14 protein-coding genes are annotated in these 21,861 nt (G+C 40.1%); 13 read left to right on the forward strand and 1 reads right to left on the reverse strand.

The features are described from left to right. Positions 1–68 precede the first annotated feature (68 nt). Positions 69–7,223 carry a Tc toxin subunit A-related protein gene (locus EAE90_RS08070; protein WP_214053066.1) on the reverse strand — a complete coding sequence of 2,385 codons (7,155 nt, stop codon included), beginning with the start codon at positions 7,221–7,223 and terminating at the stop codon, positions 69–71. 736 nt (positions 7,224–7,959) lie between these two features. On the opposite strand from EAE90_RS08070, the gene EAE90_RS08075 reads away from it, so the two are divergent. The 13 genes from EAE90_RS08075 to EAE90_RS08135 all read left to right on the forward strand — a co-directional run. Then, positions 7,960–9,849: a lipase family protein gene (locus EAE90_RS08075; protein WP_214053067.1), complete on the forward strand. Its 1,890-nt coding sequence runs from the start codon at positions 7,960–7,962 to the stop codon at positions 9,847–9,849. Beyond that, a complete protein-coding gene (locus EAE90_RS08080) occupies positions 9,846–10,586 on the forward strand; it encodes a hypothetical protein (RefSeq protein ID WP_036780732.1) in 741 nt (246 codons plus the stop codon). Before EAE90_RS08075 ends, EAE90_RS08080 begins: the two co-directional genes overlap by 4 nt. Positions 10,587–10,619: 33 nt before the next feature. Beyond that, positions 10,620–11,360: a hypothetical protein gene (locus EAE90_RS08085; RefSeq protein WP_214053068.1), complete on the forward strand. Its 741-nt coding sequence runs from the start codon at positions 10,620–10,622 to the stop codon at positions 11,358–11,360. 318 nt (positions 11,361–11,678) lie between these two features. Beyond that, complete coding sequence (locus EAE90_RS08090) at positions 11,679–12,458, forward strand: DUF4123 domain-containing protein (protein ID WP_214053069.1); 780 nt, start codon at positions 11,679–11,681, stop codon at positions 12,456–12,458. A gap of 439 nt (positions 12,459–12,897) precedes the next feature. After that, positions 12,898–13,809, forward strand: coding sequence for a helix-turn-helix domain-containing protein (locus EAE90_RS08095; protein ID WP_214053070.1), 912 nt, complete (start codon positions 12,898–12,900; stop codon positions 13,807–13,809). 961 nt (positions 13,810–14,770) lie between these two features. After that, entirely contained in the window at positions 14,771–16,693 is a 1,923-nt protein-coding gene (locus EAE90_RS08100; protein WP_214053071.1) for a lipase family protein, read from the forward strand. Next, complete coding sequence (locus tag EAE90_RS08105; RefSeq protein ID WP_214053072.1) at positions 16,690–17,433, forward strand: hypothetical protein; 744 nt, start codon at positions 16,690–16,692, stop codon at positions 17,431–17,433. Before EAE90_RS08100 ends, EAE90_RS08105 begins: the two co-directional genes overlap by 4 nt. A gap of 101 nt (positions 17,434–17,534) precedes the next feature. Then, the gene (locus tag EAE90_RS08110) at positions 17,535–18,275 is read left to right on the forward strand and encodes a hypothetical protein (protein ID WP_246550491.1); all 741 of its coding nucleotides are present in this window, start codon (positions 17,535–17,537) and stop codon (positions 18,273–18,275) included. Positions 18,276–18,349: 74 nt separating this feature from the next. Continuing rightward, entirely contained in the window at positions 18,350–19,099 is a 750-nt protein-coding gene (locus EAE90_RS08115) for a hypothetical protein (RefSeq protein ID WP_214053073.1), read from the forward strand. Between the two features lie 101 nt (positions 19,100–19,200). Beyond that, complete coding sequence (locus EAE90_RS08120; RefSeq protein WP_214053074.1) at positions 19,201–19,950, forward strand: hypothetical protein; 750 nt, start codon at positions 19,201–19,203, stop codon at positions 19,948–19,950. A gap of 72 nt (positions 19,951–20,022) precedes the next feature. After that, on the forward strand, positions 20,023–20,778 hold the full coding sequence (locus EAE90_RS08125) for a hypothetical protein (RefSeq protein WP_214053075.1): 756 nt from the start codon (positions 20,023–20,025) through the stop codon (positions 20,776–20,778). Positions 20,779–20,879: 101 nt separating this feature from the next. Then, complete coding sequence (locus EAE90_RS08130) at positions 20,880–21,620, forward strand: hypothetical protein (RefSeq protein ID WP_214053076.1); 741 nt, start codon at positions 20,880–20,882, stop codon at positions 21,618–21,620. Positions 21,621–21,674: 54 nt separating this feature from the next. Continuing rightward, on the forward strand, positions 21,675–21,861 hold a 187-nt coding region (locus tag EAE90_RS08135; RefSeq protein ID WP_214053077.1), incomplete at its 3' end, for a hypothetical protein.

Consider the following 21,861-nt stretch of genomic DNA (forward strand, 5'->3'; position numbering starts at 1 on the left):
GCGGTACGTAAGATGAATTTTAATAACAGGCCCTGATTAGGGCCTGTCGCAGGTGATATTGGGGCTGGTTATTCGAGAATAGTGTAACGAATATGCAGAATAATATCGGTCAGCATCTGTAATACGTTTTTTTGTTTACTGGCGGCATTGGGGAAACTTAGCGTTAGTGTCCCCTTGTCATTAATATCGATCCCTTCAAACGGCAGGAATTTGCCATCGTTGAAATCGAGCTGAAACTGACCGTTGTCATTCAGGCCGTGGGAGACCGCCAGGGCTTTACAACCTTTAGCTAAGCCGGTGGCGTCGCCGCCATAAGACAGGACAGCTTGCACGTCTTGATAGGGTCCCAATAGTGCCGGTAGGGAGACGCTAATTTGTTTAATGCGGCGTGTTTCGCCTAACTGCATGTCATCTGGGTAATCATCTTTGAGTTTCAGGTCTTGCAGGGTTAGCGTCGCGGATAGTGTATTGTTGGTTAATTTCAATTGATTACCGTCGTTACCGGCGGCGGTCTCTTTATCTCCTTGTAGCAATGCTTCAATTTTATCTTTCAAAGCAAAGCTTTTCTCCCCTAAGGATTGGTACACCTGCGCCAGGGAAACCGTGCGTTCCACTTCCAGCGCACGTTGCTCTTGTTTCAGGTGCGCATCTTCCATTTGCGCCAGATTCAGCATTAGGGTTTCTCCGGCAAGCAGACCGGCATAGGTTCCTTGCCAGGCTCCCGGTTTAATAAAGCGAGCAGAGCTATCATGGGTTTCACAACGGTAAGCTTGTTCTGCCATCAAACAACGGGCGACGACTAAATCGTAAAATTGGAAATAAATGGCGGCTAACCGACCACGTAACCAGTTATACAACGCTTGATTGCTGAATTTTCGTTGCAAGAAGGCTAGTTGCGCTTGAGTTTGTTCCTGTTGGGTTTTTAGGCTGGTTTTTTGTAATACCGCCGCTTCATGCCGCACTGTTAGCGATTTAAGTTGAGCCTCGATTTGTTTTATCTCTGCTTCGGCATTATTACGCTGGATTTCCCACTCTTGGCGGCGACGGCGCCAAATTTCAGATTGCGAGACTTTCTCCGCTTCAATTAACAAACCTTCTGCGGCGATCCCGCCACCAATCGCAATGGCATTGGCAATCGCCCCAAAGCGCGTTCCTCCGACTGCAAAGCCGTAGATATTGGGCACCATCTCCAGTGCGGCGGCAGCCATGTGCAAGCCTTTCAATCCAGAAGTAATACTTTGGGAAGCTATTCGCATATCCAGAGCTTGGCGCTCACCGGCGTTGACATCTTCGTCGTATAATTTGCTGTAGTTATCAAAGCGCGATTTTGCTCCGGCTTTGGATTTTTCCAGTACGGTTTTTTCAGCATCTATTTCTTCAATGGTCTTGTCTTGGATGCTGAGCGTCGTCAACATCAGTTCTTTGGCTTGATTTTGCAATAGAGCGTTTAAAGCCTCAGCATCTTGGCGTTCAATAATATTTTGCAACGTGGAACCAAACTGCGTGAGTTGAGCGACCATGCTGCGGGCATTTTCCAGCATATGCGGGAAGCGCCACAGTGACATAAATGGCTGTGGGAGAGAGCCTCCGCCTTGAGAAGTGGCGACGGCGGCGCTGAGTAACGCTTTCGGGTCCGCCGGTGTGGCATACATCGGCAGATAGAGCGGTTGACCATCGATAGAGAGATTATGACGTAAGTTATACAGACGCAGTTCCAGTTTGTTCCAGTAGCTCAACATAACGTCATTGATTTGTGGCAGGAAGAGATCGGTCAGGGTATTAGCGGAGCGCAATAATAATGCTGGTGTTTGCGTGCCTTGTCGTAGGGTGGTTATTGCATAGGAATATGCTTTTTGTACGGTGGTGTCTGCGGCATTGTCCAGACGTGGATTATTCCATACAGAACTCAGCGGCAGATAAGGTTTATCGCCCAACAGGTGCAGCGCCTGCATATACCACATTTTGGCTTCGTTCAACGTATCCCGCTCCAGTTGGCGATAGGCATGATCGCCCCGAGTCATCAGTAGATCGAGAGTGCGCATAAAGGTGGCTACTTTATAGTGCATTGGATCGTGCTGTGCCACCGCGTCAGGATCAACGGAATCCAGAGGATCACTGTTCCAACTGGTGTTTTCCAATAACGGGCGCACATTCCAGCGATAGTTTTTAATTTGGCCACGAATAATATAACCGGATGGACTCCAGATATATTTCAGCCAACGGTTAGCTTCATCAAAGTTTTGTTCATGTAGTAAACGCTGAGCAACCAGCATCGGGGTATAGTAGAACAACTCCCAAAAGTAGAGGCTGTTTGCGCCGCTGAAATCCATAGGTTCTGTGAAAGTTTGTATTACTCTGGCTGATGCAAGCCCTGGGAAAGTCCCGTTCTCATAGGTCGTGTCGAATGTAGCGGGTTTCTTATTATCCTCTTTAACGAATCGAATGAAATTTGTTTCCACTTTTTGATAGACCGCGTAAACATAGAGATTGTTTTTATTTCCATAAGCGTTATCAACGCGAGGTAAGAATAATTTTACTGTTGTTTGTGTAATATCGCTTAATATTCCCTGATAAATAGGAAAATGATCGCCTGCTTTAAAAATATCACCAGACATAATCTTAAATGATTTATTAGTGCCGTGGATATCAGGATTATATTTATCCATAACGAGTTCTATATAAGCCCCTATTCCCATCATCGGTTCCTGAATATTCTGAGTTTCCATACTTAGAATCGTATCAATACCCGTAGTAGCGCGTTCAACTAATTGGCGAGCAAATAGGGTATTAAGACGAACGCGATAGGCTCCCCATTGCATATATTGAGCGCCATTCTTATCATGGAAAAGAGTTAGAGCTTTATCGTTCTTAACCTTTTGGATAACAGGGATATTGAAAGTTTCATAACCCAATTTGCGTCCATCATCTGCCAGTGCGGTAAAAGTGACATCAATACTGGCTGAATTGTTAATAAAATTCAGATTAGAGCCATCTATTTCGAAAGTATTAAATTGGTAACACATTTCATCAAAGCTAGGTGATGGTTGAGAGGAGACATCTTTATCTGCGGTAAAGATTTGTTCTTTGCTACCCGCTTTTACTGTTACCTGAACTTTTGTAGTAGGAATTGCAGTTTTGATCTCTTTTGCTTCCCTGACATCAGTAGCAATAATACGGTTTCCATTATTCTTGTCCTCCATGTAGAGATATTGCTTAAATAAAGATTCTTGATTAGAAGTATCTATAATATAGCCACTATTACTATTGGTAGCCTCTGAGTATAGGCTTTTTCCCCAAGTAGGAAGATAGACACTTACTTTACCAATTTGGTTATCCCGATAAAACAGTAATCTACTTTGGCTATTATTAGTGGTGCTTCCACTATATTGATAAACCGGGTATATAAGGTTTTTATTTGACGTCCACTGCGTATTGACACTTAGATTTTTATAGATAATAAACTTATCACCTAATTTGCCATATTTTTTCATCAGCTCGCATTGAATACGCTCTTGGCCTTCTCGTCCATCATGGATTATTCTTAATTTTGGTGAAATCTTGATTTTTAAATCACTTGATGCAACTTCATAGTTGATAACTATATTGCCGCCATATACTTGGCTAAGGTTATATTCCCCCCAATCATGGCTGTTGCTATGATTGATCAATGAAGGGATTTCATAATCCTCTGCATATCGATTATTTATTCTTATGACGCTATTAGTATCAGAATTAGTATCGAAATGTGTATAACCGTTATCCCGATAAGAATTGCATTGTTCATTGGTCATATCTTTGGAAGACATATCGGAGAAAATATAAAATCCTTGCATTGGTGCAGTTTTATAATCATCCAATTTCTCTTTTTTTCTATAAAACATGATTAATAGTGTATCTTCCCCTTGATAACCTGCGCAATAGAGTCCAGGTGCTTTATTTATCAGTTCTAACGTTGATATTTTGCTATTCACATCAAAGGATATTGGTGTATTCCAGGTGCCATCATAGCGAATATGAGCCAATTTTAATTCATAATGATAATGAGTAGTGACTTTATTATCCTGATCTTGTTTAGCTGTTTCCTTTTGTTCCAGCCAAATCAGATATAAGCGGGATTTATAGATAACTGGGCGAATAGTGCTTTGGTAGGGATTAATTGCGCAGTCAATTTTGTGCCATTCACTCCAGGCGTTAGCAGCGAATTTACCGTCGTTGAATTTACTGTGATCGACGCTGCGCCAGTAATATTGATTAACTTCTGTTTTACTGTGCCCGATAAAATAGGTCAGCCCTTGGTCATTATTAACATTGTCATGATAAGCACTAATGACTTCCAAATTAGCGACTTGCTCAAACGAGGTCAGGTAAGATTTAAATGCATCTTCTACCGTATCAGCATTTAATTGGCTCTGGCTGACGGATTGCAATAGCGTATCCATCATTTTCGTTTGTCCGATACGCATTGTCGGGTCGATATAATTTTCGGGATAGTAAACTAATTGTGAAACGCCAGCCCAGGTGCTGTAGCGTTTATTATATTTATCCCAATCGATAAAAAATTGACGGGTAATAACATCAGAAACAGCATGAGTTTCTATATTTTCCAGCGCTCGGTTGACATACAATTGGATACTGGCAATGGCTTCGGCAATGCGTGTGGTTTTTATTGCAGCAGAAACTTGATTATCAATCAGTAAATATTGGTATAAATCATCACGGCTTTTAATTGATGCTGCCCGATTAGCAATCTTGCCAATATAATAATTGCTTAATGCAGTACTGCGAGATTCGTCCAGAAATGCGTGTAGAGTATTAGTTTGTTGAGTATCTAACCCGGCAGTTAATACCATAGCTGCGTTTTCCCATTGGGAATAGGTCGGTGTTTTTCGCGCCGATTGTATATAATCCAATGCGATCAAGGATGAAATACCTTGTGGGGAGATATTAAAATTATTTGCTACATTGGTCCATTGCAGAATAATGTCGATGGATTGCCAATTGGAGAATGCATTTTCTTTAGTAACTTGCTTATAATTTTGTGCCTGAATACTGGCTTGTTCCAGTAAATTAGCATCAAGGTTCATGGCATTAGCCAGTTGTTCTGCGGTTAAGATTTTATTTTCAAAAGCGGTTAGAATAGGGGAGGCTTTTTCACTCAGTGTATTAACCCAATTGGCAAAACGGGTTAGGATGATTAATGTTGGTGCATTATGGGCAGGTGTGACTTTATTCGGTTCATCAGGAATACCAAAAATGGTTGGCTTTTCGATAAACAGGCGGAAAGCGTTTTCATTAATGCCGGAAGAACGATAAATCATTGTTAATTGTGCCAGACAGTGACAGTACTGAATAATTTGTTCCTGCATTTCTGGCGGTTTTGATGATGTTGACGTGTCTCTATTTTGTAACCAGTTCCAGAATTTTTCTGCCGTTATTTTATTTTCGCTCGGTTTTATCTTATCAGCCCAGAGAAGAAGAGAATGTGCGACATTTTCAGACGGTAATTGTAGCGTTGCAGCAATATAAGGCGCTATGGCTGCCAGAAGTTTGGTTTTATTTTTATCGAAGTTCTGTAAGCCATTGTAGACCGTATCGAGTAAGTTTTGAATTTCAGGCGTTAGTGTTTTGTCATAGTTGGTGGTGGTCATTAAAAATAACTGATAGACGCTCCACTTTTGTGTATGCAGCCAATTGCTTAGGGTATCGAGTCTGTTTATGAGTTTTTCAAGCTCTTTATCATCAATGGTATATAAATTTATCTTATCTTCGCCGATAGTCATTAGTAGTAAATACAGCTCATCAATCGTTAATTGATGAATATCGGCCAGTAGTTTAGTCATATAAAGATTGGAAAGATTTTTTATATTATTAACGATTTTTCCATCGGTATTGTTATGATTGGCAATATGGAGTAAACGATAAAGAGAAATATCATCGACATTAAAAGCACGTTTAAGTACTGTTTTTTGCCAGTTATCTCTGCTATTCAGACTTAAGTCAATATCGGTATTTCCAGTAGCAAAATGTTGTCCGTTGAGTGGCGGGGTATTAAATAGGCGATCAAATTGGCTGGGTTGATTATTATAGGAGTATTGTGAAATGGAATCATTACATAGTATTAAGGCAGTTTCCGTATCAATATTGTATTTCTGCATATAATATTTAACTAGAAAGATTTTTCCTAATACTGTTGGGTTAATATTCTGTTCTGGAACAATTTCATCTAATTTTAAAAACGGCAGGTTTACGGCCCGTGATAACAGAATAATTTTGTTGATTTTTAGTAAATGTATTTTCTGAGTATTTAGTTCATTATCTGGATATTTGTGAATAAATTGGTTCAGTTCTTCATCACTAAGATGATAATAACTTTTCAGATATTCTGGCATTGCTAGCCAGCTAGGGTCAATATCGCCAAAATTCTGTTTATAAATTGTCTCTGCGTTAGCTTCGGTAATCTCTTCCGTCAGGATATTAAACAATTCCGGCGAGATAGAGTTATTAATTCCTAATAATGAAGCTTGATGCATTAATCCGGCGACAGCGGGTGATTTCTGAAATTGCTCAAGTTTAGGATCTTGTAATTGGATAGCTTTACGCACATTTTCGTAAGCATTGTGATAAGGTATCGTGCCGGAAGGACGGAACGTGGCTAACATTTCCATCACCTTAGTATCGCTGTCCAGATTAGACTGATTAGCTTTAATTCCTGCCAACAAAATTTCATTGGACAGAGAAAGAGTGGAAAGTTCGGCATCCATATTTTGCTGATTGAGCTCCATTGATTGGAGATCTGGACGGCGTTGATCCAGATAATAAACGGAGTCGCTAGCATGTAAATTACGTGCTTCACGATAGAGTTCAGTTAAATAAGCGGCGGGGGAGAACATAGAGGAAACCGAACCCGGCGCCACATATTGGCTGGCTCGGCCACCGAATTCACTATTATAGCCTCGTAATTCAGCATGAGGGAGGGTAATACCGAGATGCACTGCATTTTGCAACTGCGGGTTAGCGCGTTTAAGAATACGAGCTTCATATAATTGATTCTCTTTTTGTTCCTGTTGTGCATCACGATATAAGCGATTGGTCTCTGACCAGGAGAGATGATCAGATACTTGCTGACGGAATTCATTAAAAGAATAGTGGCAAATATCTGTCAGACAATTAATACCACATTGACTTTGTAATATATCAGGTATCTCTTTCACGTATGAATTCATGTTTATTCCTTTTAAATCATAAGGTAAATGAAACATCCGTGTGATCTCTGTATCATCAATACAAATCGATATAATAGAGAGAAGAGAGTGACTCCGTTCTATAGGAAGATGAGGATCATCACTATCTCACTGTTTTCTTTAAATAGCTGTTGCAAAAAAAGCAGACGCAAAATTTGCAATTGTTTTTTGCTCAAAACTGGATGTGGAAAATCAGTAAAGGCTAGATTTTTTTATATATCGTGGACTGCTTCTTTTGGCAATGGGGTATTTTTGTCATTGCACCCGCCATTATATTTACAATAACTTAATCTTTTTTTGAATTTGTAACACTTTGTTACAAAATCTACTTTTTGTAAATTTAAAAAAATGAAAAATTTTCTTGCTATTTGGTGCTGGTTTAATAATCATAACTTGAGTTCCGTCATATGGACAATATGACGGAACTTTCAACTCCTGTTCCCTTATTCAAAGGGATTAATCGATGGGGATACATTTCGTCTTCCTGTCGTTCAACTTGCTATTACTCACGGTATAAGCGGTGTTTCTTATCTGTGGTAATAGGATTTTTACTATCTTGTTTCTTTGGTGACGCAATCAATCACGGCTATTCCTGGCAGGATATTGATGCTGATGAAGGTGATTGATAGCCGGGCGGGGAAATCTTGTGAGATTTTTAACGCATGACGTGGGGTCTGCGTGCTTACATATGTAACGTTAAAAGAAGGAAGTAAAACTAATGGGTATATCAGATCCACGCTTGTGTCTTGATTGTAAACGGTTTTTGAAAAACTGGGTGGAATTTCAGTTGGTGGATGAACAGGGAAAACCGCTGGTCAACATGCCTTATCGCCTGATCAGTCGCGGAACCCCAGGTTATGTACGCCAGGGGACAACCGACGGTTTCGGTGTGCTCAGAGAAGAGGATCTGTTGCCTCATCCGGTAACGTTGTATATCGGCGCCCAACCACTGGCCGACGAAATGGAGCAGCGTCCGTTACGGGAAAAACGGGGAGAAGAATTTTCAGTGGTGAAACCAAAAGCAGAAGCCGAAGGCTATCAATATCGTTATGTGACTATCGGGCAGATCAGTGATGGGTTGCCAGCGCTGGATGATTGGAATGATCCCAAAAAAATTCCACCTCCCTATCATTTCCCAGACCCGGAACCAAAAGGCTATCAGGTTCATCCGTTAAATCGCCGGTATGTGCTAGAAATATGTCCTTTTCGAGCCTGGGTTTTGCAACTGCATCATCAGAAGGAATATTCCATTGTTAATGCCTATAACCAGTGTTTGATGAGTGTGCTGGCCTATGCTGATGAGGATGTTGGTATTGAAGGTTCTGTGAAACATTTTTTTAACCGGCAGATGGTGGATGTTTCAAGATTGCCTTATAAAGTGGAGACATTATCGGCAACACCTGTCGTTTACGATGTGCCGTTTAGTGAACGTTATACTCAGGTGGAATTTATTGATTCATCAAATATTGATGGGGTAGGAGGTGATACCCAACTGTTTTATGTGGCTAGTAAAAACGATGTGATTATCAGTTGGCGAGGTACAGCCAGTAAAGAAGATATCCTAACTGATGCTACGTACCAACCTTTAGGGTTAAGTTGCGATGAAAAAGCTCTATGTAGCGCGTTTATTCGTAGCGGCAAAGTACATAAAGGGTTTTGGGAAGCATTCAATCTGGTTGAGAAGTTGCAAGTCCCCAGTAATAATACTAAAAAAGTATTCTCTGATATCATTAAATTAGCTCAAAAACGAAGGCTATTTGTATGTGGTCACAGCCTAGGAGGAGCATTAGCATTACTACATAGTGCACAACTGAAAGAATATGATCCGTGTTTTTACAGCTACGGAATGCCACGGGTATTAACAGTCAGTGCAATACGGGAATTAACGGATATCACCCATTACCGCCATGTGAATGAAGATGATCCTATTCCTTCTTTACCACCGGAAAAAAATCTGGATAACTGGCTATATGATTGTTGGGGACCACTCGGCTATCTATTCAGCCCTATTGAGTTGCTAGATGTTACCAAAAGCGGTGAAATTTTCCTGCATCACGGAAAAATAGTGCACTTTTGTAAAATCAACCTGGTTATTGAATGGCTGGAAGAGCGTAACCCAAGCAACCATATACGGCTCAGAACCACCTTACCCACCAAAACAAAATTGTATTTAATTCCGTCGTTAAACCGTGAAACAGAACATAATCTAAAGAATGCGAGTGAGATTCAGAAAGGATTTTTTAAGCAAATAAGTGAGGCGGATAAAGCCAAATGGTTTCCGTTGAATGAGAATCCGACCGAAAAAGATGCCTTGGGTTTCCCTGATCACCGTTCAAGAAAATATGCCAGCTACATTGGTGCACGACTAGCAGAACTGGTTGCACCGGGTAAATACCATTTTTTCCGAGATCAAGAACAGTTATTTGAAAAAACGCTGAATGAGAGGCCCGATGTTGTTGCAGATATTCGGCAGCGCGATGCACTATTTTTACAGATGGATCATCACTTAAAGCAAGCGTTGATTTGCACTCAACAGGATCAAAAAGGACCTTTAGCCTTAACACGCTATATAGATAATGCTGTAGGAATTGAGGAAAACTTATCATGATAAATATTAAACAATACTTATCGGTCTTATCAGTGATTTTAATATCGGGTTGCGCTGACTCCCATGAGCCGCTTTCTCCTCCTAAAGAGAATCAGTGGATAACCGTAGAAGGTGTGGCGCCGAAGTATACAAAACCATATGTGTCCGCTGTGTATATATCAAAAGACTGTCTTAAATATCGTCTGGATTCCAATATGTCTCCTTTTAAAGTACCAACTTATAATGGATTGAATCTGGATGTAAAGGTCAATCCACAAACCGGTTATTTTCAGGCAAAGTTACCTTTTAATGGAGGAGGCCGGTGTAAATGGAAAATTGACCGAGCCTTTGTTACTGTAGGTTATACCGATGTCCGCCATTTGATGAAAGATGCTACTCAAGAAGCAGGAACTGGGGGCATTGGTTTAACTGCATTTATCAACGACGCAACCCAGACAAATCTAAGCGAAACGGCAGCATTGAATACTATAGATTATAGTCCGGTTATTTACCCTGTATTGGAAATGGTTAATAGATTCCCCAAAAGAATATTCCTACAGGGTGAAGTAGGAATGCGTCCCTTTAGATTAGGGGTAACTCCAGGTGCTGAATGGAAAATTACCTATAAGCCTAAATTAGACGAAACCAAAATGCCTAAAATTATTATCCCACCTGGCAAAGAACCTTCAAGAGTTGAATATCCTGATGGCAGAGTTGATTTAAACAGAGACTCTATTGATTACTGGAAAATAAAATAATGCCCCCTCTGTAGGAATTGAGGAAAACTTACCATGATAAATATCAAGCAATACTTATCTGTCTTGTCAGTGATTTTAATATCGGGCTGCGCTGACCCTAATGAACCGCTTTCTCCTCCCAAAGAGAATCAGTGGATCACCGTAGAAGGGGTAGCGCCTAAATACACACAACCATATGTATCCGCAGAGTATATCTCAAAAGATTGCCTTGAATATCAGCTACATGCTGACATGTCACCTTATAAGGCGCCAACCTATAATGGGCTTCGCTTGAAAGTGAAGGCCGATCCACAAACTGGTTACTTTCAGGCAAAACTACCTTTTAATGGCGGAGGCCGATGTAAATGGAAAATTAACCGTGCCTTTGTGACTGTAGGTTATACTGATATTCGCCATTTAGTGAAAGATGCTGTTCAAGAGGAAGGAGCTGAGGGAACAGGTTTAACTGTATTCATTAATGATGCAGCCCAGACATATCTCAGCGAAACTAACGCATTGAATAATATAGATTACAGACCGGTTGTTTATCCTATTCTAAAAATAGTTTATGGGCGCCCAAACAGAGTATTTCTACAGGGTGAAGTAGGAATGCGTCCCTTTAGATTAAGGTTAACTCCAGGTGCTGAATGGAAAATTACCTATAAGCCTAAATTAGACGAAACCAAAATGCCTAAAATTATTATTCCACCAGGCAAAGAACCTTCAAGAGTTGAATATCCTGATGGCAGAATTGATTTAGACAGAGATTCTATTGATTACTGGAAAATAAAGTAGTGTTATCAGAGTTTCCAGTAAAAATTACTGACAGTGAGCCAGTAGGAAGAACAAGGAACATTGGCCTTACAACATTACTGTGATAAGAAGGAGTTATCAGTATGAAAATATTGAAGATAACGCTGTCCTTATTATTTCTCTATTTTATTTACTGGGCGTTTGGGGACACTTTTTTTAACTGGCTTTTTCCTTTTTCACCTGACGAGGAGAAATAGTTGATCACGGTAAGGCGTCGCGCCTTAAGTATCCTGCCAGACCGCTTTGTGCTGTGCAGGCTCAATTGGAAGCTAACTTGATTATCGATAACCAGGAGGATGTATGAACACTTCTATGAACTGGAAACAATGGCTGACTACGCCTAATAAGCCACCTGTTTTCTTTATGCTCAATTCACTGGCGGAACCTAACCCGGTGGAGCTCTTTTATCGTAATGACTGGGTAGAGCAGACTTTTCCGCTATACAGCAATACACCAATGGATCACCTGCTGGCGCAAAGCCCCTGGCTGGTTCAGCCTAAGTCAGGCTGTCTGTCAGTAATCGGTCATCTGCTTGATAGCCATACCCTGAGCGATAACAGTTGGGGTTGGGCTTATCGCAGTGAGGATTTATGGGCGCGACAGCTTAATCATTGGCGTTCACGCCAGCAGGTGATATTACAGGAGAAACAGGTGCTCTTACGCAGTATGGATGCGCGTATCCTCGGTCAGTTATTACCGGCAATGATCGTCAGCGATTGGTCGGCATTTTTGACACCGGTGAGTGAACTCATGATCGATATGCCCGAGCCACAGATTTATTATCGGCCTGAAAATTGTGGTCACGGTGGCAGTGAACAACCCTTTGTCTTGGGCGACCATTTAATTGAGGCTTGGTTACATTCTGATTATGCTTTTCAAGGTCAGGTATTCGCACTTATTAGCGATTTATGGGAAAACCACGGTGAATTGGCTGATAAGCTGGATAAGCCAGCAGGGAAATTACAGGAACGGATTATTGATTGGCTGAAATCGCGTTTAGAAAGTGGATGTAATATTAGTCACCTGACCAGTGCAGATTATTTACAGACGCTCAATGAACAATATACGGGCATTAATTAGCGAGTAATAGTCAATATTTTACGAATTTATAAACCTATCATTATGATGGCGATTTTAAACAAGAAGAAATGTGGTTAGTTTCTTCTTGTGAAATATTAATAAGTTGTGGTTGATGTAAATTATTTGATGTTATATTTTGGTTTGTTTAATGGAAATATTTTTGTAATAAATTGAAATATAAAATATGAATGATGATAAGATATATTTATATTCAATGAAATGATCTGGGTTTTCATTAAAATCATTATTCCAACATAGTGGTAAATTATATTTATTTTATAAATATAATGTAATTATTAAATAAATATTAAGAATTAAAGTGGTGAAATCCAATGTCAATTAACGCATGTCCTAATGTAAAAGAATGCAAAGTAGAAACACGGTTGTCATGTTCTGTGGTTAATATTCTATTTCTGGAATGAAAACAAGAGGGTATGTGATGATATTTTGTTCAAAGCAACTAAAGTATTTTATGGAGTCAGCTAAGAAAGAGTCATTCACGTTAGCAGCGGATACGCTTTGTATTACCCCCTCTCCACTTAGCAGGCTCGTATATCAACTGGAGCAGCGTGTGGGATGCCAATTATTTGAGCGATTACCGGGAAAAACCAAGCTCACAGAAGAGGGCAAGGCGTTATATCAGGAACTGTTGCCGTGTTATGAAAGAATCCAGAAAGTTGAGGATAACTGGAATTGTCGTCGAAATTATAAATTATCAAACAGAGACAAACTGGTTATTGGCACAAGCGGGGAATATGTTAATAAGATATCTACGGTCGTAAAAAGAGCGGTACAACGTTATCATTACCGCGATATTTGTATCATCAATAATTTCCTCATTGATGATTTAATAAGACAAGATGCGGTATTTTCTTCCGTAATGAAAGGGGATATAACGGTTTATGTGACGACGGAATGTTACCCAGATAATGATGATATTATCAGGATAGATGGTGCTTATCAAAAGCTGTCTCTTGCTGTATCCAATGATATTTTAGAACCAGAAAGTCATGCTGATAAAATAATATATAGTTTTCCTTTGGTTCAGCATAATAGTGCCTTTTTAAAGCAATGCGATAATTTTATGCCATTGAATTACTCGCCTGAATGCCAGAATCTAGCGTTATTGACGGTGCCTGATTTTACTAATAGATTAGATCTGGTAAAAACGGGTGTCGCGATAAGTTTAATGACTCCCAATGAAATGCGCTATTCTGCCCATATTGATAAAGGTATAGCGTTTCTGAATTTTGAATCACGTCCAGCGCCATCGGTAAGGTATTGTGCTTATACTCTGAGAAATAAATATAAAGAGCCATTAAATTCACTAATTTCTGATTTGATATTTTAGTATGAGTGATAAATTAGTAACTTATATTCCATATGAATTGATTAAGTTTAATCGTGTGATATTGATACTAAAATAATAATATTATTATTGATGTAAAAATAATAACCAGCCATGAGATAAATATCTTCTCGTGACTGGTTATTATATCCAGTTAAACATAAAATAAATTTATAAAATGGCGATAATCACAATACCCTTAAAACACAAAATGCTATGTGTTCTACATTCGATACAGCGAAGTCAGGAGATGATAATGAAAACATGCCGCTTCTACCACGGTTCTGTCACTGGTTAGGTGTCTTACACCTAACGGGCTGTGATGTAACACAGATGAAGTCAACCTTTTAAATAGATGATGTCATTGGTCGCTTGAATAAGTGGTAATAAAGGTATTTCTCATTAAAAATTAATATGTTGAATTGGTTATTGAGTGGGAAATCAGTAAAGGTCAGGCTTTTTCATATATCGTAGATTGCTTTTTTGGGAATGGGGTATTTTTGTCATTGAATCCGTTATTATATTTACAATAACTTAATCATTATTGAATTTGTAACACTTTGTTACAAAATCTACTTTTTGTAAATTAAAAAAATGAAAATTTTTCTTGCTATTTGGTGATGGTTTAATAATCATAACTTGCGTTCCGTCATATGGACAATATGAAGGACCTTCCAACTCCTGTTCCCTTATTCAAAGGGATTAATCGATGGGGATACATTTCGTCTTCCTGTCGTTCAACTTGCTATTACTCACGGTATAAGCGGTTTTTCTTATCTGTGGTAATAGGATTTTTACTATCTTGTTTCTGTAGTGACGCAATCAATCACGGCTATTCCTGACAGGATATTGATGCTGATGAAAGTGATTGATAGCCGGGCGGGGAAATCTTGTGAGATTTTCAACGCATAACGTGCGGTCTGCGTGCTTACATTTGTAACGTTAAAAGAAGGAAGTAAAACTAATGGGTATATCAGATCCACGTTTGTGTTTTGATTGTAAACGGTTTTTGAAAAACTGGGTGGAATTTCAGTTGGTGGATGAACAGGGAAAGCCGCTGGTCAACATGCCTTATCGCCTGATAAGTCGCGGAACCCCAGGTTATGTGCGTCAAGGGGTGACGGATGGTTTCGGTGTGCTCAGAGAAGAGGATCTGTTGCCTCATCCGGTGACGCTATATATTGATGCTCAGCCGCTGGCCAATGAAATGGAACAGCGCCCGTTGCGGGAAGAACGGGGAGAAGAGGCTTCGGTGGTGAAACCAAAAGCAGAAGCGGAAGGCCATCAATATCGCTATGTGACTATCGGGCAGATCAGTGATGGATTGCCAGCGCTAGATGATTGGAATGATCCCAAAAAAATTCCACCTCCCTATCATTTCCCAGACCCGGAACCAAAAGGCTATCAGGTTCATCCGTTAAATCGACGCTATGTGCTAGAAATATGTCCTTTTCGAGCCTGGGTTTTACTGCTACATCATCAGAAGGAGTATTCCATTGTGAATGCTTATAACCAGTGCTTGATGAGTGTACTGGCCTATGCCGATGGGGATGTCAATGTAGCAGGCTCCGTTAAACACTTTTTTAACCGTCAAATGGTGGATGCCTCGAAGTTGCCTTATCAGGTGGAAAAAGCATCGGCGACTCCTGTAGTTTGTGATGTGCCATTTAGTGAACGTTATACCCGGGTGGAGTTTATTGATTCACAAGCAGGAGACAATAAGCAAGGTGATACCAAACTGTTTTATGTTGCCAGTAAGAAAGATATGATTGTTAGTTGGCGGGGAACCGTTAGCCTGGATAATTACCTGACTGATGCCACTTTCCAGCCATTGGCTTTAAGTTGCGATGATGACAAAGCGTTGTGCAGCGAGTTTATTCATCATGGTAAAGTGCATAAAGGGTTTTGGGAGGCATTTAATCTGGTTGGGAAGCTGACAGTTCCCAGCGATGATGAAAAAAAAGAAGTGTTCAGTGATATCCAGAATTTGGTTAAAAATAGAAAGCTATTTATCTGTGGTCACAGCTTGGGGGGAGCCTTAGCATTATTGCACAGCGCACAACTGAAAGAACACAATCCTTGTCTCTACAGTTACGGGATGCCGCGAACATTAACCCGTAGTGCGGTAGAGGAATTATCTTCTATTATCCACTATCGTCATGTTAATGAAGATGATGTCATCCCTGCGGTGCCATTTGAGCAGGATATGGATAATGTTTTTTTCAATTATTGGGCCCCGGCGGGGTACGATTGGGCAGTGATGAAGTTGTTGTCGCCGTCACCGGTTATTCAGGCAATTAAACAGGCGACAGCCAGTAAAGAAATCTATTTGCATCACGGTAAAGTGGTTCATTTTTTTCAAGCCAACAGTTGCCCGGAATGGCTGGTTTCCGCCCGGAATGCCTCTCTTATAACGGGTGTTGCTGAAAAAATATTGGATAACACCACAAAACTCTACTTAATTCCTGAGTTAAATCAGGAAACAGAAAAGGATTTTTCGCTGGCCGGTGAGCGGCAGAATGCGTTGTTTAATCAGCTCAGTCAACAAGAAAAAGACAAACTGTTTGTTGAAAACAGAAGTGCTGATTTGAAAGGCGGATTCGGTTTTTCTAACCATAGCTCGTATAAATATGCGGGTTATATTGATAAGCGCCTCAGAGAGTTATGTGAGCCGGATAAGGTTACAGTCTATCAGGACAGTCAGCGTCAATTTAAGGAGAAAATGGACAGTTATAAGATGCTTATCCCTGACAATGTTTACTACCGAAATCTCTATTTTCTGGATATGGATAAGCAGTTAATAAAATCACTGGCTGTCAGCCAGCAGGAAGAACAAGGGGAGCTGGCCTTACAGCATTACTGTGATAAACAGGAACTGTCCGTATGAAAATATTGAAGATAACGCTGTCCTTATTATTTCTCTATTTTATTTACTGGGCGTTTGGTGATACTTTTTTTAACTGGCTTTTTCCTTTTTCACCTGACGAGAAGAAACAGTTGATTACGGTGGAAGGTGTCGCGCCGAAATACACAAAACCGTATGTATCTGCGCAGTATATCTCAAAAGACTGCCTTAGATATCAGCTTGATGCAGGTATGTCGCCTTATCAAGTGCCGACTTATTATGGATTACGTCTGGATGTGAAGTCAGATCCACAAACTGGTTACTTTCAGGCGAAATTACCCTTTAGTGGCGGAGGTTGGTGTGAGTGGAAAATTAATCGGGCCTCTGTGGCAGTGGGGTATACCGATGTACGTCATCTGGTGAAAGATGCTGTGCCATATGCGGGAACAGGTTTAACCGCATTTATTAACGATGCTGTTCAGACAAACATTAGCGAAATTGCGGCATTGAATACCATTGATTTCAGCCCAATTATTTACCCTATTTTGGAAATGGCTGAGGGGAGCCCAAAAAGAATATTTTTACAGGGTCAAGTTAGTATGTATCCCTTTCGATTCAGGTTAACGCCGGATGCTGAATGGAAAATTATCTATAAGCCTAAACTGGATGAAACTAAGATGCCGAAAGTTATTATCACTAACGGAAGGGGAGAATGGGTTGAATATCCTGACGGGCGAATTGACCTTCATCGCCAAACGATAGACTACTGGAAAATAAAGTAGCGCTAACAGAGTTTCCAGTAAACATCACTGACCGTGAGCCAGTAGGAAGAACAGGGAGAACTGGCCGTACAGCATTACTGTGATAAGAAGGAATTATCAGTATGAAAATATTGAAGATAACGCTGTTCTTATTATTTCTCTATTTTATTTACTGGGCATTTGGTGACACCTTTTTTGACTGGCTTTTTCCTTTTTCACCTGACGAGAAGAAACAGTTGATTACGGTGGAAGGTGTCGTGCCGAAATACACAAAACCGTATGTGTCTGCGCAATATATCTCAAAAGACTGTCTTAGATATCAGCTTGATGCAGGTATGTCGCCTTATCAAGTGCCGACTTATTATGGATTACGTCTGGATGTGAAGTCAGATCCACAAACGGGTTACTTTCAGGCGAAATTGCCTTTTAATGGTGGAGGATGGTGTAAATGGAAAATCAATCAAGCTTCTGTGGCAGTGGGGTATACCAATGTCCGACATCTGGTGAAAGATGCCGTGCCGTATACGGGAACTGGTTTAACTGCATTTATTAATGATGCTGCCCGGACAAATATTAGCGAAATCCCTGCATCAAATACGATTGATTTTAATCCGGTTCTTTACCCTGTTTTAGAAATGGTTGAAGGATTTCCGAAAAGCGTGTCCTTACAAGGTAAAGTTGAATTGTATCCTTTTAGGTTGAAATTAACACCGGGAGCCAAATGGAAAATTATTTTTAAACCTAAACTGGATGAAACTAAAATGCCAAAGGTCATAGTAACTAGGAAAAGTGAATGGGTTGAATATCCTGACGGGCACATTGAAATCAATACCCGAATGATAGATACCCGTTACATAAAGTAACGTTCTATAAGGTTGTGTCACCAGTTTATCTAAATGCCAACATGAGAATACTGTTATTAAAAGGAACTGTCCGTATGAAAATATTGAAGATAACGCTGTTCTTATTATTTCTCTATTTTATTTACTGGGCATTTGGTGATACCTTTTTTGACTGGCTTTTTCCTTTTTCACCTGACGAGAAGAAACAGTTGATTACGGTGGAGGGTGTCGTGCCGAAATACACAAAACCGTATGTGTCTGCGCAATATATCTCAAAAGACTGTCTTAGATATCAGCTTGATGCAGGTATGTCGCCTTATCAAGTGCCGACTTATTATAGATTGCGTCTAGATGTGAAGTCAGATCCACAAACTGGTTACTTTCAGGCGAAATTGCCTTTCAATGGCGGGGGTTGGTGTAAATGGAAAATTAACCGGGCTTCTGTGGCAGTGGGATATACCGATGTCCGACATTTGGTGAAAGATGCTGTGCCCTATTCGGGAACCGGTTTAACCGCATTTATTAATGATGCTGCACGAACAAATTATACTGAAGCCTCTGAAACTCGTGCATTGAATACGATAAATTTCAGCCCGGTTATTTACCCTGTTTTGAACGTGGTTGAGGGATATCCAAACAGCATTTCCTTACAAGGCATAGTGGGTTCGTTTCCTTTTCGATTGAAATTAATGCCAGGAGCGGAATGGAAAATTATTTTTAAACCTAAGCTGGATGAAACCAAGATGCCAAAAATTACTATAACTAAGGGGAAGGAATGGGTTGAATATCCTGATGGACGAATTGACCTTAATCGTCAAACAATAGACTACTGGAAAATAAAGTAGCGCTAACAGAGTTTCCAGTAAACATCACTGACCGTGAGCCAGTAGGAAGAACAAGGAACATTGGCCTTACAACATTACTGTGATAAGAAGGAATTATCAGTATGAAAATATTGAAGATAACGCTGTCCTTATTATTTCTCTATTCTATTTACTGGGCGTTTGGTGACACCTTTTTTAACTGGCTTTTTCCTTTTTCATCTAAGGGAAAAGGGCCGTGGATCACAGTGGAAGGTATTATGCCGAAATACACCGAGCCGTATGTAGCGGCAAGGTATATCTCAAAAGATTGTCTTGAATATGAGTTTGATTCAGATATGTCACCTCATAAAGTACCGACTTATAATGTGCTTTATCAGGAGGTAACTACTGATCCCCAAACAGGTTATTTTCAGACGAAATTGCCTTTTAGTGGCGGAGGTTGGTGTAAATGGAAAATTGAGCAGGCTTATGTATCGGCGAATTATACCGATGTCAGTCACTTGGTGAAAGATGCTGTTCCCTATTCAGGGACAGGTTTAACCGCTTTTATCAACGATGCTGAACGAGAAGATTATTCTGAAGCCTCTGAGACGCGCGCAGTGAATACTATAGACTACAGGCCGGTTATTTACCCTGTATTGAAAATGGTAGAGGGACGTCCAAACAGAGTTTCCTTACTGGGTGTAGTGGATTCGTTTCCTTTTCGGCTAAAATTAATTCCAGGAGCGGAATGGAAAATCACTTTTAAACCTAAATTGGATGAAACTAAAATGCCGAAGGTTATAGTAACTAGGAAAGGTGAATGGGTTGAGTATCCCGGAGGGCACATTGAAATCAATACCCAGATGGCAGATACCCGTTACATAAAGTAACTCACTAAGGTCATATCACCAGTTTATCTAAATGCCAACATGAGAATACTGTTATTAAAAGGAACTGTCTGTATGAAAATATTGAAAATAACGCTGTCCTTATTATTTCTCTATTTTATTTACTGGGCGTTTGGCGATACCTTTTTTAACTGGCTTTTTCCTTTTTCACCTGACGAGAAGAAACAGTTGATTACGGTGGAAGGTGTCGCGCCGAAATATACAAAACCGTATGTGTCCGCGCAGTATATCTCAAAAGACTGTCTTAGATATCAGCTTGATGCAGGTATGTCGCCTTATCAAGTGCCGACTTATTATGGGTTGGATTTGGATGTAAAAGCTGATCCACAAACTGGTTACTTTCAGGCGAAATTGCCTTTCAATGGTGGAGGATGGTGTAAATGGAAAATCAATCAAGCTTCTGTGACGGTAGGTTATACCGATGTCAGCCATTTGGTAAAAGATGCGGTTCAGGATGAAGGCGCGGAAGGAACAGGTTTAACTGCATTTATTAACGATGCGGTTCGGACATATCTTAACGAAACTGCAACATTGAATGTTATAGATTACCACCCAGTTATTTATCCTGTTTTGGAAATAGTTAACAAATTTCCAAAAAGAATATATTTGCGAGGTGAGAAAGCAATGCGTCCATTCAGGTTTATGTTAACGCCAGGAGCGGAGTGGAAAATTACCTATAAACCTAAGTTAGATGAAACCAAAATGCCTAAAATTATTATCCCACCAGGTAAAGAACCTTCAAGAGTTGAATATCCTGATGGCAGAGTTGATTTAGACAGAGATTCTATTGATTACTGGAAAATAAAGTAGTGCTAACAGAGTTTCCAGTAAAAACCATTGACCGTGGGCCAGTAGGAAGAATAAGGAATACTGGCCTTACAGCATTACTGTGATAAACAGGAACTGTCCGTATGAAAATATTGAAGATAACGCTGTCCTTATTATTTCTCTATTCTATTTACTGGGCGTTTGGTGACACCTTTTTTGACGGGCTTTTTCCTTTTTCACCTGACGAGAAGAAACAGTTGATTACGGTGGAGGGTATCGTGCCGAAATACACAAAACCGTATGTGTCTGCGCAATATATCTCAAAAGACTGTCTTAGATATCAGTTTGATGCAGGTATGTCGCCTTATCAAGTGCCGACTTATTATGGATTGGATTTGGATGTAAAAGCTGATCCACAAACTGGTTACTTTCAGGCGAAATTGCCTTTCAATGGTGGAGGATGGTGTAAATGGAAAATCAATCAAGCTTCTGTGGCAGTGGGATATACCGATGTCCGACATCTGGTGAAAGATGCTGTGCCATATACGGGAACCGGCTTAACCGCATTTATTAATGATGCTGTCCAGACGAATATTAGTGAAATTTCGGCATTGAATACCATTGATTTTAGTCCGGTTATTTATCCTGTTTTGGAAATATCTGAGAAATTCCCGAAGAGTATATTTTTGCAAGGTAGGGTCGATATGTATCCCTTTCGGTTGAGGTTAACGCCGGGTGCAGAATGGAAAATTACTTATAAACCTAAATTAGATGAAACTAAGATGCCAAAAATTACTATAACTAAGGGGAAGGAATGGGTTGAATATCCTGATGGACGAATCGATCTTAATCGTCAAACAATAGACTACTGGAAAATAAAGTAACGTCACCAAGGCCATATTATTAATTTACCTAAACATCAAAAATAAGGAGTCCATATGAACGATGGATTACACTTTCTTTGTCATATTACCGATTTGCCGGAGAAAACGTTTGCGGTAGCTGAATTTTCTTTGCAGGAGGAATTATCCGAACTCTTTACCCTATCTTTAATGCTGGTCAGTAAACGGGCCGATATTGATCTGGAATCACTGTTATTACAGTCTGTGAAATTCCGGGTGGTTT

It is taken from the genome of Photorhabdus caribbeanensis (genome assembly GCF_018448885.1).
Classification (GTDB): domain Bacteria; phylum Pseudomonadota; class Gammaproteobacteria; order Enterobacterales; family Enterobacteriaceae; genus Photorhabdus; species Photorhabdus caribbeanensis.